At 69.2% G+C, this 13,231-nt stretch carries 12 protein-coding genes; 9 read left to right on the top strand and 3 right to left on the bottom strand.

From position 1 onward, the window contains the following. Nucleotides 1-344: DJ-1/PfpI family protein (locus tag ABZ860_RS31400; protein ID WP_357226913.1), on the bottom strand; the 344-nt coding region annotated here is incomplete at its 3' end. Between the two features lie 87 nt (nucleotides 345-431). Then, nucleotides 432-1,175, bottom strand: a complete 744-nt coding sequence (locus ABZ860_RS31395; protein WP_357226910.1) for a GntR family transcriptional regulator — start codon at nucleotides 1,173-1,175, stop codon at nucleotides 432-434. Between the two features lie 441 nt (nucleotides 1,176-1,616). Here ABZ860_RS31395 and ABZ860_RS31390 point away from each other — a divergent pair, with 441 nt between their 5' ends. The 9 genes from ABZ860_RS31390 to ABZ860_RS31350 all read left to right on the top strand — a co-directional run bounded on the left by ABZ860_RS31390 (nucleotide 1,617) and on the right by ABZ860_RS31350 (nucleotide 11,470). Further along, nucleotides 1,617-2,993 carry an extracellular solute-binding protein gene (locus tag ABZ860_RS31390; RefSeq protein ID WP_357226908.1) on the top strand — a complete coding sequence of 459 codons (1,377 nt, stop codon included), beginning with the start codon at nucleotides 1,617-1,619 and terminating at the stop codon, nucleotides 2,991-2,993. Beyond that, nucleotides 2,990-3,937, top strand: coding sequence for a sugar ABC transporter permease (locus ABZ860_RS31385; RefSeq protein ID WP_357226905.1), 948 nt, complete (start codon nucleotides 2,990-2,992; stop codon nucleotides 3,935-3,937). Before ABZ860_RS31390 ends, ABZ860_RS31385 begins: the two co-directional genes overlap by 4 nt. After that, nucleotides 3,937-4,845, top strand: coding sequence for a carbohydrate ABC transporter permease (locus ABZ860_RS31380; RefSeq protein WP_357226902.1), 909 nt, complete (start codon nucleotides 3,937-3,939; stop codon nucleotides 4,843-4,845). The genes ABZ860_RS31385 and ABZ860_RS31380 overlap by 1 nt, the downstream gene beginning before the upstream one ends. Beyond that, entirely contained in the window at nucleotides 4,845-5,912 is a 1,068-nt protein-coding gene (locus tag ABZ860_RS31375; protein WP_357226900.1) for an ABC transporter ATP-binding protein, read from the top strand. Before ABZ860_RS31380 ends, ABZ860_RS31375 begins: the two co-directional genes overlap by 1 nt. Continuing rightward, complete coding sequence (locus tag ABZ860_RS31370) at nucleotides 5,912-6,988, top strand: ABC transporter ATP-binding protein (protein ID WP_357226898.1); 1,077 nt, start codon at nucleotides 5,912-5,914, stop codon at nucleotides 6,986-6,988. Before ABZ860_RS31375 ends, ABZ860_RS31370 begins: the two co-directional genes overlap by 1 nt. Nucleotides 6,989-7,263: 275 nt before the next feature. Further along, entirely contained in the window at nucleotides 7,264-8,724 is a 1,461-nt protein-coding gene (locus ABZ860_RS31365) for an NAD-dependent succinate-semialdehyde dehydrogenase (RefSeq protein ID WP_357226895.1), read from the top strand. Then, entirely contained in the window at nucleotides 8,721-9,209 is a 489-nt protein-coding gene (locus ABZ860_RS31360; RefSeq protein ID WP_357226893.1) for an Ldh family oxidoreductase, read from the top strand. Before ABZ860_RS31365 ends, ABZ860_RS31360 begins: the two co-directional genes overlap by 4 nt. A 1-nt stretch (nucleotide 9,210) precedes the next feature. Then, nucleotides 9,211-10,446 (top strand): iron-containing alcohol dehydrogenase, encoded by a 1,236-nt coding sequence (locus tag ABZ860_RS31355; protein ID WP_357226890.1) that lies wholly within the window; start codon nucleotides 9,211-9,213, stop codon nucleotides 10,444-10,446. Between the two features lie 193 nt (nucleotides 10,447-10,639). Continuing rightward, nucleotides 10,640-11,470 carry an MOSC domain-containing protein gene (locus tag ABZ860_RS31350; RefSeq protein ID WP_357226887.1) on the top strand — a complete coding sequence of 277 codons (831 nt, stop codon included), beginning with the start codon at nucleotides 10,640-10,642 and terminating at the stop codon, nucleotides 11,468-11,470. 93 nt (nucleotides 11,471-11,563) lie between these two features. Here the strand turns inward: ABZ860_RS31350 and ABZ860_RS31345 are convergent, their stop codons facing one another. Next, nucleotides 11,564-13,156, bottom strand: coding sequence for a protein kinase (locus tag ABZ860_RS31345; protein ID WP_357226884.1), 1,593 nt, complete (start codon nucleotides 13,154-13,156; stop codon nucleotides 11,564-11,566). Nucleotides 13,157-13,231: the final 75 nt, after the last annotated feature.

The raw sequence follows: 13,231 nt of genomic DNA, 5'->3' as shown, positions 1-13,231 counted from the left end.
CACACCAGCGCGATCGGGAGGTTGCGCGCGAAGAAGTGCTCGGTGATGCGCCTGACGTCGGGGTCGACCCGGATCCACTCGGGGGCACGTCCCCCGGGGATGATGAGGGCGTCATAGCGCTCGACGTCGACCTCGGCCCAGGGCACGTCGACCGGCAACTTCCGGCCGTTCTTCTCCACGTAGGCGTCGGAGTTGGGGTCGAACTCGTGGATGACCAGCTGAACGTCACGCATCGTCCGTGACGAGACGTCGACGTCCCAGCCGCCCTCCTGCACGCGATAGTAGGGATACATGGTGTCGAGCTCCTCGGCGGCGTCGCCGGTAAGGAGCAGTGCTCTGGGCACCTGCTTCTCCTCGCATATGAGGCGGGTGAGGTGGATCCGATCCGATCCGATCCGGTTGAGTTAGCATTCCTCGGCCCCGTCCGCCCGTCAAGCCTTTACCGCGATTCCGTCCGCGTCCTTGACTTCGGCGAACAAACGCCGGAACCGCTCGCCGGACAGCAGGATGTGCCGGCGCATGGCGTAGGCGGCGGCGTCGGGGTCACGCGCGGCGATCGCGGCCACGACTTCTTCGTGCTCGGCCATGGCCAGGTGAGTGACCTGGGTGTCGTGGAGAAGCCGGAACAGGTGCACGTGCGTGTGCAGGCGAGCGAGCGCTTCGCGGATGACCTGGTTCTCCGCGCTCAGGGCGACGAGATCGTGAAAAGCGGCGTCGCGTAGCCCGAAGGCGCCATAGGCCATGAGCCCGTTGCCCCCCTCCAGCTCCGCCATCTCCTCCAGGAGTCGTCGCAGACCGGCCACCTGCTTGGAGGATGCGCGTTCGGCGGATCTGCGTGCCGCTGCCGGCTCGAGGAGCAGGCGGACCTCAAGCATGTCCTCGAATCGCTGACGGGTGATCTGGGGGGGAATGCGATAGCCGGCATGGGGCACACGCACGACCAGGCCCTCGGCCTCCATGCGGTTCAGAGCGTCTCGGATCGGCGTCTGCGAGACCCCCAGCTCTCGCGCCAGGGCGTCGATCGTGACGCGGGAGCCAGGCTCGATCCGTAGCGACATCAGCTGTCCGAGCAGCGTGTCGTACACCTCGTCGGCGAGCCGGCCGCGAGATCTTCCCGGCGGCGTTCCGCCCGTCATGGCCCCACGGCGCCGCGCGATCATCACTTCGTCGTCCATCGTGACAAGAGGTCCTTTCTTACGTTTTCCGGAACCTGTTGACTTCGGTCGCAACGCTGCGGGATGTTGACGCCCCCACTCAGATCGTATAGGAAAGGTGGCGGATGCCACCCATCCTTCACCCATCGCGGCACCCCCCGCCATCGCTCCGCTTCGATCAGTTGGAGCTGCCATGAGCATGCTCGACGTCCTACTCGATTCGCCACCGGGCTGATAAGGACCAAAGGACTTCTCGACTGCTTGAAGCTCCATCACGTCGCGGCGTACTCGTGACGCCGGTCTGCGGGCCAGCCCCTGCGACAGCCGGCAACACGCCTTAACACCCCCCAGCAACTGCTCGGCGAAGCACGCAGCAAGGCTCCAGAGGTCCCCACCCGGAAAGCAGGCAAGAAGATGCGGTATCCACAGCGAACAGGACGACTGTCCGTTCCCCGTCGAACGGTGCGGCTGGCGACGGCGGCCATGTTGGCGGCCACGACCATGGCGGCATGCGGCCAGGACGACGGCGCGCAGGCGAGCGCCCCCAAGGCACCGGCGACCGTCCCGGAGCTCACCAAGGACCCGCTGACCCTCAAGTTCATCTGGTTCGACTGGCCCCCCGCCCACGCGCTGGAAGACTTCGCGAACGCGGAGTACACCAAGGAGCGGCCGAACGTGACCATCAAGGTCAACACCGTGCCGAACGCGAACTGGCACGACGCGATGTTCACCCAGTTCGCAGCGCACAAGACCGACTTCGACATCCCGATCCTGGACTCGCAACACATCGGCGAGGCCGTGACGAACGGCAACATCCTCGACATCACCGACTTCGTCAAGAAGAACATCGACGTCAAGGCCTACAACCCGTACCTCCTGGCGGCCTACGGCCAGTACCCCCAGGCGGAGACCGGCAAGCGCGACGAAAACGCCAGCATGTACGGACTGCCGCTGCTCGGCGACACCTGGACGATGATCTACCGCAAGGACCTGATCGGCGACAAGCCACCGCAGACCTGGGACGAGATGATCTCAGTCGCCGAGAAGTGCCAGGCGGACCACCCTGGCGTCAGCGGGCTGGCTTTCCACCAGGCCAACGGCTCCGACGCCGCGGCCGTAACCTACAACACGGTCAACGGCGTCTACGGCGGCAACCTCTGGGACTCCAAGACGCGCAAGATCGACGGCGTCCTCAACGACGCTGCGGGCCAGGAGGCGATGGACGTCCTGGTCAACAAGATGAAGCCGCTGACCGCCAAGGGCTCCGGCAACTGGTTCATCGACGAGGTGAACGCGGCGGTCGCCCAGGGCAAGGCATGCATCGCGTTCAACTGGATCGCCGCGAGCGGCGGCCTGCTCGATCCGAAGCAGTCGACGCTCGGCACCACGCGGGAGCAGATTCTCGACAAGCTGGGTTTCGCCCCCCTGCCGAGCCAGAAGACGAACCTGGTGCCTCTCGGCGGCATGGGGATGCACGTGTCGGCCTACTCCCCGAAGGCGAACCAGGCGGAGGCCCTGAACTTCATGAAGTGGTTCGAGCAGGCTGACATCCAGAAGAAGTGGGCCGCGGCTGGTGGCGTGCCATCGCGTACGGACGCCCTGGAGTCGCCCGAGTTCCTCAATGCCGGGCCGTTCAACAAGGTGTACGCCGACTCGGTTCCGCGGATGCGGGACATGTGGAACGTGCCCGAGTACGCGCGCCTCGTCGACATCGAGAACACGAACGTGAACGCGGCTCTCAACGGCGCGAAGAAGCCGAAGGACGCGCTCGACGAGATCGCCAAGCAGCAGCAGAGCGTGCTCGACTCCGGCAACCGCAAGGGCGGCGGCGGACTGTGAGTGACCCCGCCCCTCTGACGACCGACCACGGGCAGGTGGCGTCCGCGACGCCGCCTGCACCGGGTCGGGCCCGCCGCTTCAGCGACCGCGGGCTCGCCGTAACCTTCATCTCGCCCGCGCTGCTGCTGTTGCTCGCGATGTCGGTGTTCCCGTTGCTGTGGGCGTTGTACCTGTCTTTCACCGACTACTCGGCGACCCGCGGGGGGCCGGCCCATTTCGTCGGGCTCGAGAACTACACCGCCATCCTGACTTCGGCGCAGGTCCACCTGAGGGCCTTGACGACGTTGATCTACGTGGTCGGCGCGGTCGCCCTGCAGACCGTGCTCGGTTTCGCCATCGCCTACCTGATCTCACGGCGCACGCACGGGCGAGGACTGCTGACCACTCTGTTCCTGGTTCCGATGATGCTGTCGCCGGTCGTGGTCGGGCTGTTCTGGCGATTCATGCTCGACGCGCAGTTCGGCGTGATCAACAGCATGCTCGGCTCGCTCGGCCTGGGGCAGGTGGAGTGGCTCACCCGGCAGCGAACGGCGCTGATTTCCCTGATCGTGGTCGACACCTGGCAATGGACGCCGTTCATCATGCTCATCGCACTTGCGGGCCTCACCGCGGTTCCCAAGTACCTGTACGAGGCCGCCTCGATCGATCGGGCGTCCGAGTGGTTCCGGTTCCGCACCATCACTCTTCCGCTGGTGTGGCCGCTGCTTCTCATCGCCGTGTTGTTCAGGGCCATCGAGGCATTCCGGCTGTTCGACCTCGTCTACATCCTCACCAACGGAGGTCCGGGGGTCTCCACCGAGACGTTGTCGTTCCACGTCTACAAGGTCGGGTTCCTGGGCTTCAACACCGGAACCGCCTCGGCGTACGGGATCCTCATGGTCCTCGTCGTCATCGTCCTTACGCAGCTCTACCTGCGCTACTTGAACAAGCTCAAGGAGGACTGATGGCCGTCTCCGTCGACGAGGCCGTGTCCACGGGTCCTGCCCGGGATCACACGCCCCCCGCGCGTCGCTTCGGCGGCCGGGGCCGCTCCGTGCTGGAGGTCGCGCTGCTGGCCGTGCTGGCCGTCGTGATGCTCTTCCCGGCGCTGTGGATGATCGAGACATCCATCAAGGAGAACCGGGACGTCTACGCGATCCCGGCCAAGTTCTTCGACTTCAAGGTCACTTTGGACCATTACAAGGACGTGTTCGTCGCCTCCGGCGGCCGCTCGGCCTTGTCCGTCTCGTTCCTCAACTCCGTCGTGGTCGCCGGGGTCTCCACGGCACTGGCCACCGTGCTGGGGGTCCCGGCGGCCTGGGCCTACTCACGCTTCGCCGTGAAGGCCAAGAAGGACCAACTGTTCTTCATCCTGTCCACCCGCTTCATGCCGCCCGTGGTGGTCGTGATCCCGATCTTCCTCATGTACCGCCAGGTCGGACTCATCGACAGCAAGCTCGGCCTGATCCTCATCTACGCCGCGTTCAACGTCCCGTTCACGATCTGGATGATGAAGGGGTTCGTCGACGAGGTGCCCGCAGAGTACGAGGATGCCGCCATGCTCGACGGCTACACCCGCTTGCAGGCGTTCCGGAAATTCACCCTTCCCCTGCTCCTGCCCGGCATCGCCGCGACGGCGGTCTTCGCGCTCATCTTCTCGTGGAACGAGTTCGTGTTCGCCATCTTCCTTACCTCCAGTGACAACGTGCGGACGGCCCCGCCCGCCATCGCCGGCCTCATCGGTGGAACCACTGTGGACTGGGGTCTCGTGGCCGCCGCCTCCGTGGTGTTCGCCCTACCGGTGCTCGTCTTCGCCTACCTGGTGCGCAAGCACCTCGTCGCCGGTGTGACGCTCGGGGCGGTGCGACGCTGATGGCGGGCATCGAGGTGACCGCCCTGCACAAGCGCTACCCGGACGGGACGGTCGCGGTCGAACACGTGGACCTGTCCATCCGCGACGGCGAGCTGTTCGTGATGCTCGGCCCCTCGGGTTGCGGCAAGACGACCACGCTGCGGGCCATAGCCGGCCTGGAGAGGCAGACGACGGGCGACATCCGCATCGGCGACACGCTGGTCAACGACCTGCCGCCGGCCGAGCGCGACATCGCCATGGTGTTCCAGTTCTACGCTCTCTACCCGCATCTCAGGACCCGCGACAACCTGGCGTTCCCACTGCGGGCCGAGGGACTGCCCAAGGCGGAGGTGCGCGAGCGGGTCGACGAGGCCGCCCGGCTGATGCGGCTCACTCCGCTCCTGGACCGGCGACCGCACCGGCTGTCCGGCGGGGAGCAGCAGCGCGTCGCGCTCGCCCGCGCCCTGGTGCGACGACCGCGCGCATTCCTCATGGACGAACCCCTCACCAATCTGGACGCGGAGCTGAGGGAGGACATGCGCACGGAGATCAAGCACCTGCAGGGGGAGCTGGGGGCGACGATGGTCTACGTCACCCACGACCAGGTCGAGGCGATGTCGCTCGGTCACAGAATCGCCATCCTCAACAAGGGCCGCGTCGAGCAGATCGGCACGCCGCTGGAAGTCTACGACCGTCCGGCGAGTCTTTTCTGCGCCGCGTTCATCGGCTCCCCGCCGATGAACCTGATCGAGGTGGAGGTGGCCGACGGGAAGCTTCGCGGTCAGGGCGGACTGGACCTCACGCCACCGCCGGGCCTGCCGCGCGACCGTCGCCTGGTCGCAGGCGTCCGGCCGGAGGCGCTGGAAGTCACAGAACCAGGGGCGGAAGGTTCGGTCCCGGCCCGCGTGGTCTCGGTGGAGTGGCTGGGCGACGAGATCATCTACGTGGTCGACCACGGCGGCCAGCGCGACGTACGGGTTCGGATGCCGCCGACTGTCCGTTTCGCCGCTGACGCACCGGTCGGGCTGCGGCACACCGGCGGGCCCCCGCCGGTCTACGACGTGAGCACGGAAGAGCTGGTGGCCTGATGGGAACCCTGGCAGTGCAGGGGCTGCGCAAGTCCTTCGGTAAGGTCCAGGCCCTGGACGGGGTGACGCTGGACGTGCCGGACGGCTCGTTCTTCGTCGTGCTCGGCCCCTCAGGGGCAGGCAAGACGACGACCCTGCGAGCGATCGCCGGCCTTGAGAAGCTCGACGCCGGGTCGGTGCACCTGGACGGGAGAGACGCGACCGCTGACCCCCCGGCTGCACGCGACCTGGCCATGGTCTTCCAGAGCTACGCCCTCTACCCGAAACTCACGGCGTACGAGAACATCGCATCGCCGCTTCGGGCACGCCGCTGTTCTTCGAGCGAGATCGCCGCTGCCGTCGAGCGGATGTCGAGCCTGCTGCACATCGAACGTCTGCTGCAGCGTCGTCCGGCGCAGATGTCGGGCGGTGAGATGCAGCGTGTCGCCCTGGCCCGGGCGCTGGTCCGTCGCCCGCGCGCGTTTCTCATGGACGAGCCGCTGACGAACCTCGACCTCAAGCTCCGCGTCGAGATGCGCACCGAGCTCACCCGCATCCACCGGAGCCTCGGAGCGACCTTCGTCTACGTGACCAACGATCAGGTCGAGGCCCTGTCCATGGCCGACCAGGTCGCGGTCCTCAAGGAGGGGAAGGTGCAACAGGTCGGCACGCCGGCCGAGGTGTACGAGCGTCCGGCCAACCAGTGGGTCGCGGGATTCGTCGGAAGCCCGCGGATCGGCCTGCTCGCCTGCCACGCCGAGGGAGATCGTCTGGTCGGGGCGGCAGGCTGGACGCTGCCGCGGCCCCGCTGGACCACGGCTGAGGACGGTCGTCCGCTGCTGCTGGGCCTCCGCGCGGAGGACCTGTCCGTCGAGCGGCGTGGGGACGCGTCGTTGCCGGGTGAGCTCTACGGCCTTGAGCCGCTCGGTGACCGGACGGTGGTCGACGTCCAAGTGGGGACGGAGATCTTCAAGGTCAAGGCACGACCCACCTTCACCGGTACGCCGGGCGAGCGGCTTCAGGTGACGGTCGACCTGGACCGTGCGCACCTGTTCGATGCGGGCACCGGGCTGGCGCTGTCCGAGGCCGGGAGGTAACCGCGCAGGGCGGCGACGGCACCATGCGCCCGTACGTGGCAATCGAGCCTCGGCGGACCGTCACCGGTGAGCACGGCCTGACGACGCCGAAGCAGCCATGGCCCGAGAAGGCGATCGGCGGCGCGGGGCGTCGCCCTGCGGCCAGGCCAAGGCCACGTTCGACCCGCTCGGCAACCTCGACCCCGACGAGGTCGTGTGACCCGTTCGTCAACGCGCGTGGCGCGATCGCCGCGGTCACGCCGGACATCACCAAGAACATCACAGGAGGCGACGCGATGAGTGACCCGATGAACGTCCTGGCCCCCGAGCACCGGCGGCTCCGGATCGGCGACGCCTGGCGTGACGCCGCCGGCGGAGCCACGTTTGCCGTCGAGGACCCGGCCACCGGCAGAACCATCGCCGAGGTGGCGGACGCCGGCGTCGTCGACGGGCTCGCCGCTCTGGACGCGGCGAGCACGGCGATGTCGGAGTGGGCGGCGACCCCGCCGCGAAAACGGTCAGAGTTGTTGACCGCGACGTACCGGGCACTGACCGAGCGATCCGAGGAGGTCGCCCGGCTGATAACGCTCGAGATGGGCAAACCCCTCGCCGAGGCTCGGGCAGAGGTGGCCTACGGCGCCGAGTTCTTCCGTTGGTTCGCCGAGGAGGCGGTGCGGGTCGAGGGGCGCTACAACACCGCTCCCAATGGTGGATATCGCATCCTCACCGTGCCGAAGCCGGTCGGACCGTGCGTCTTCGTGACGCCCTGGAACTTCCCGTTGGCCATGGGTGCCCGCAAGATCGCTCCTGCGCTGGCGGCGGGCTGCACGACGATCACCAAGCCGGCCGCCCAGACGCCACTCACCATGCTGTTCCTGGCCCGCATCATGGAGGAGGTCGGCGTTCCCCCGGGCGTCGTCAACGTCGTGACGACCAAGCGTTCCGGCGAGGTGGTCTCAGCGCTGCTGGCCGACCGCCGGACCCGCAAGCTTTCGTTCACCGGGTCGACCGAGGTCGGGCGCGTGCTGCTACGACAGGCGGCGGACAATGTGCTGCGCACCTCCATGGAACTGGGCGGCAACGCGGCCTTGATCGTGTGTGCCGACGCGGACCTGGACGTCGCGGTCGACGGTGCGATGGTGGCCAAGATGCGCAACATCGGGGAGTCCTGCATCGCGGCCAACCGAATCTACGTCGAGGAGCCGGTGCGCGAGGAGTTCACGGCGCGCTTCGCCAAGCGGATGGGCGCGCTCTCGCTGGGCCATGGTCTCGACGACGGCGTGGACGTCGGGGCGTTGATCGACGAGGCCTCGGTCAGCAAGATCGACGAGCTCGTCGCCGACGCGGTCGATCGCGGCGCCCGTGTCGTGGTGGGCGGCGAGCGTCCGGATGGGCCGGGCCATTTCTACCCGCCTACGGTCCTCGTCGATGTGCCCGAAGACGCGCGGATCCTGGAGGAGGAGATCTTCGGGCCGGTGGCGCCGATCATCTCGTTCACGTCCGACGACGAGGTGATCGCGAAGGCCAACGACACCGAGCACGGCCTGGTCGGATACGTCTTCACCCGTGACCTCCAGCGGGCGCTCCGGTTCACCGAGGGGCTGGAGACGGGGATGGTCGGCATCAACCGTGGTCTGATCTCGGACCCGTCAGCTCCGTTCGGAGGCGTGAAGCAGTCCGGGATCGGCAAGGAGGGGTCGCACGAGGGCATCCTCGAGTACCTCGACGTCACCTACGCGGCGATCGACCTACCGTGACCGGCCTGCTGCTCCGGGTGCCCGCCGAGGATCACCGCGCCCTGTGCACACATGACCTGACCGGCCTCCACCCGTGGGGCGGGACCCGGACCATGGCCGGCACGAATCCGCCGGCACCCGGGGACGGCGTCGACTCCGCCGGCGTGCGCGCCACGGACGCGTCCGCGGCGGTGGATGGGGCGATCAGCCCTTTCGGCGGTCCCAAAGGCCACACCCTCGGGCTCATGATCGAGGTGCTGGTCGCGACCTCGACTCGCGCCGCCCTTGGCGACGATGTCCGCGGGACCCTCGACCCGACCGACCCGCCCACCAAGGGCGATGTCTTCGACGCGATGGACCCGAGGGCGCCCGGGCACGACCGAGTCCGGGAGCCCGGCGCGCGCCTGCGTCACCCGGCGGCCAACCTTGCCGACGCCGTCCCGGTCTCGCAGGTGACCTGGACGTCCGCCCAGCAAATCACCGCCGACGTTCCAGAGAGGCACTGACATGCTTGAGACCGTCCGCGGACCACGCCAGCTGATAGTGGGCGAAGGGGTCGCGCAGAACATCCCACGAGTGGTGGCCGAGTGCGGCTCGCGAGTCCTCGTCGTGACCGACCGGGTTCTTCTGGGGCAGCCGGGCGTGGCCGAGATCGTGGCCGCCGTGCGGGAGAAGGTCGCAGTCGTCGGGGTGTTCGCCGACGCGACTCCGGACGTGCCGCTCGCCGATGTCGCCCTGGCCGTCTCGGCCGCCGCAGAGGTGGACGCCGACGTACTCCTTGCCATCGGGGGTGGCACGGTGATCGACCTCGCCAAAATCGTCGGCGTCATCCGGCGCCACGGTGGGACGCCGCGCGACTATTACGGCGAGTCGAAGGTGCCGGGGCCGACGATTCCTCTCGTCGCGGTCCCGACGACGTCGGGCACCGGCTCCGAGCTCACGCCCGTCTCGGTGTTGACCGACCCGGACCGCGAGCTGAAGGTGGGTGTCTCCAGCGTCCACATCGTGCCCGACTTCGCCATCGTCGACCCCGAGCTCACCTACACCTGCCCTGCGAGCGTCACTGCCCACTCCGGCATCGACGCGTTCTGTCACGCGGTGGAGAGCTACACCGCGCGACCCCGGGCCCACGGACCGCGCGACCCGGTGGAGCAGGTCTTCCTCGGCCGCAACCCGATCACCGATCACTACGCGCTCCTGGCCGCGGAGCGGATCGCCCGCAGCCTGCCCCGTGCCGTCAGGGACGGAGGCGACAAGGACGCGCGCGCGGACATGTCCTATGGGTCCTTGCTGGCCGGGCTCGCCTTTTCCCACGCAGGCACCGCGGCTCCGCACGCCCTCCAGTACCCCATCGGCGCGGCCACCCACACGCCGCACGGCCTGGGCGTCGGGCTGCTGCTGCCCTACGCGCTGGACGCGGCCAGGGATGCCATCGGCGACCGGTTGGCCATCCTCGCCAGGGTGTGCGGGCTCGACGTGACCGACGCCTCGGATGCCGAAGCCGCAGATACGTTCCTCACCTGGCTCGACGGGATGCTTGCCGACATCGGCATCCCTGCCACCTTGGCGGACATCGGCGTGGCACGCGCCGACCTCCCTCGCTTCGCGGAGATGGCCAGTGGCGTGACCCGCTTGATCCAGAACCATCCAGGCCCGAGCGACACCGCCAGCCTGACCGCGATCCTCGAAGCGGCCTGGATCGGGGACCGGACCCGACGCGTCCTGACTCCGGAGCAGAGATAGAGACGGGCCTTACACATGACGACGAGTTCCCTGCCCCACCCCGGGTATCGGAACCCCCGTAGAGGCTCCAGCTCCTCATCCGCGAACACCCGCGTCGCCGCGAACGACCTCCAGCCAGCCCCCACAGACCACCACCCCGATTGACGGCGAGTACTACGGTGACCCCAGTGATGCTCCGGCGTACGCTGGCGCAATGGAGCTGGCCGAGATCCGCAGGTATCCGGTTAAGTCGGTTTCTGGGTGGGTTGTTGATTCGGCGGTCGTGGAGCCGTGGGGGCTGGCGGGGGACCGCCGGTGGGCCGTGGTCGACGAATCAGGTGACCTCCACTGGGTCGGGGAGAATCCGCGGCTGCTCTCCGTCGTGGCCACCCCCACCGCCGAGGGCGGCCTCCTGCTTGAGGCCCCCGGTCTGCCGCAGCTGAAGGTCCCCCCGGCCACCGGGGAGCGCGTCCCCATCCACTTCGTGGAAGTGGACACGGTGGTCCTCGCCCATCCGGAGGCCCACGCCTGGTTCTCCCGATTGCTGGGGAAACCCGCGCGCCTCGTGTGGCTCGACGACCCCCGGCGCTGCGCCGTCCCGGCCTCCCACGGCGGCCTCCCCGGCGACGTCGTCAGCCTGGCCGGGGATGCCCCCTTCCTGGTGACCTCCCGTTCCTCCCTCCGCCGGCTCGACGAGTGGATCGCCGAGGGCGCCCTCGAACGTCAGGAGGATGTCCCCGCCCCCCTCGACATGGCCCGCTTCCGCCCCAACTTCGTCGTGGACGGCTTCGCCCCCTATGTCGAGGACACCTGGCGCGAGATCCGCATCGGCGCCCTCCGATTCCGCATGTCCGAACTCTGCGACCGCTGCGCCGTGCCCACCTACGACCCCACCACCTTGGAGAAGGGCAAGGAACCCCTCCGCACGCTGTCCCGCCACCGCCGCTGGGACGGCAAAACCTGGTTCGGTGTCCGCTTCGTCCCCCGCGACTACGGCGAAATCCACGTCGGCGACCCGGTGACCGTCCTCGCCACCCAGCCCTGACCCGGCAGGACGGGTCTCGGGAGGCGTCCGAACGCCGGCGCCCTCGACGGCCCGGCCGAGCACGTCCAGGGCGGGGATCTCCGTGCGGAGTGGTCAGTCTTTGATCAGGAGGCCCTGGAAGGTGACGTCGCCTTCGTCGCCGTCCCATCGGTAGGCGAGCCCTTCGCCGGTCCGGATCAGGGTGATCATGCCCGCGGCGCACGTGCCCAGCCGGAAGACGAGTGCCGTGCCGGAGCTGCGCGTCAGCGTCAGACCTCCCCGGCATGAGCTGTTGGTGTCCTTCCAGCTTCCGGTGCGCCCGCCCGCCTCCAGCACGATCTGGACGTCGGTCTCGCTGGCTCCCACGAACTGGTCGGGCTCGAGATGGCCTCCCCAGGTGCCGGCGAACGCGGCCGGAACCGTCCCGCCCGGCGTGGTGGACGGTGTGGGAGTGGTTTTCGGAGTCGCCGTGGTGTCGTCCGCGGCGCCGTCCGTCGTCCCGGCCTCGTCCTGCCTCGCGCCGGCGTCCGTGACGGTTTCCCCCGGCGTCGCGCCGGCGGGAGGCGCCGGTGAACCGGTGGCGCGCGAGACGGTCGCCGTCGGGGCGGCCTGCGACGCGGTGTCGTGCGATGGGGTGCCGTGCGGCGTGGCGGCGGGCGTTCCGCCGGACAGCAGGTGCGGCCCCAGCAAGGCGGCGGTGACCGACACCGCGGCCACGGCGGCCACCGCTCCGGCGACGATTCCGGTGCGGGAAGCCTGCCGGCGGCCGCCCGCCCCGGTGGTCTCCGGGCCCGGCGGGATCGTCCCGGCCGGACCGGGAGCCGGGAAGGCCGGGAGAGCCGCGGTCGTCCCGCCCTGCCGTACGCCTTCCGGCCTGGTGGTCGCCGCGGCCGCGCCCGCCTGAAGCGGGTCGGGAGCGGACCCGACGAGCTCCAGCAGCAGGTCGCGCGAGGCCGGCCGGCGCGCGGGATCCTTGGCGAGGCATCGCTCGACCACCTCACGCAGCGGCCGGGGCAGTGCCGACACGTCCGGCTCGGCGGTCAGGATCCGGTGCATGACCGCGGCGACACCTGCGGCGCCGAAGGCCGCACGGCCCGTGGCGGCGAAGACGATCGTGGCTCCCCAGGCGAACACGTCGGAGGCGGGCGTGGCCGGGCCGCCGGCGATCTGCTCGGGAGCCAGGTAGGCCGGGGTGCCCACCGGGCCCGCCGTGATCGTGTCACTCGCGCCGTGCCTGGCGATGCCGAAGTCCACCACTCGGGGACCGTCCGGCCCGAGCAGCACGTTGGCCGGCTTGAAGTCCCGGTGCACGATCCCGGCCGCGTGGACGGCCGCGAGCGCCGTGGCCGTGCCGACCGCGAGGCGTTCCAGCTCGCCGCCTTGCAGCGGACCGCCGGAGTCGACCCGCTGCTGCAGAGACGGCCCGTCGATGAACTCGCTCACCACGTACGGCATCCGCCCGTCGACCACCGCGGTCAGCACCCGGGCGGTGCAGAAGGGCGCGACTCCGCGGATCGCGTCGAGCTCGCGGACCAGCCGCTCCTTCACCGGCGAGTCGAGCCCCGACTTGAGCACCTTCACCGCGACCGGTTCACCCCGGGGCGACCGGCCGAGGAACACCACCCCCTGCCCGCCCTCGCCGAGCCGTCCGTTCAGCGTGAACTCACCCAGCACGCGCGGGTCGTCGGGCTCCAGGGGGGTGACCATGGCACCGCACCCTAGCGACGCGGGGGCGCGGTGCGGTACGCCTTGCAGCAGCCGGACGCCCGGCCTGCGGCCCGG

This window comes from Microbispora sp. NPDC046973, from assembly GCF_040644495.1.
Classification (GTDB): domain Bacteria; phylum Actinomycetota; class Actinomycetes; order Streptosporangiales; family Streptosporangiaceae; genus Microbispora.
The sequence above is the reverse complement of the archived record's forward strand: the minus strand, read 5'-3'. Positions and strand labels throughout refer to the sequence as shown.

Bases quoted from the DNA above. Each gene is read 5' to 3' on its own strand.
- ABZ860_RS31395 (WP_357226910.1), bottom strand. From the start codon at position 1,175: ATGGACGACGAAGTGATGATCGCGCGGCGCCGTGGGGCCATGACGGGC.
- ABZ860_RS31380 (WP_357226902.1), top strand. From the start codon at position 3,937: ATGGCCGTCTCCGTCGACGAGGCCGTGTCCACGGGTCCTGCCCGGGAT.
- ABZ860_RS31375 (WP_357226900.1), top strand. From the start codon at position 4,845: ATGGCGGGCATCGAGGTGACCGCCCTGCACAAGCGCTACCCGGACGGG.
- ABZ860_RS31370 (WP_357226898.1), top strand. From the start codon at position 5,912: ATGGGAACCCTGGCAGTGCAGGGGCTGCGCAAGTCCTTCGGTAAGGTC.
- ABZ860_RS31365 (WP_357226895.1), top strand. From the start codon at position 7,264: ATGAGTGACCCGATGAACGTCCTGGCCCCCGAGCACCGGCGGCTCCGG.
- ABZ860_RS31355 (WP_357226890.1), top strand. From the start codon at position 9,211: ATGCTTGAGACCGTCCGCGGACCACGCCAGCTGATAGTGGGCGAAGGG.
- ABZ860_RS31350 (WP_357226887.1), top strand. From the start codon at position 10,640: ATGGAGCTGGCCGAGATCCGCAGGTATCCGGTTAAGTCGGTTTCTGGG.
- ABZ860_RS31345 (WP_357226884.1), bottom strand. From the start codon at position 13,156: ATGGTCACCCCCCTGGAGCCCGACGACCCGCGCGTGCTGGGTGAGTTC.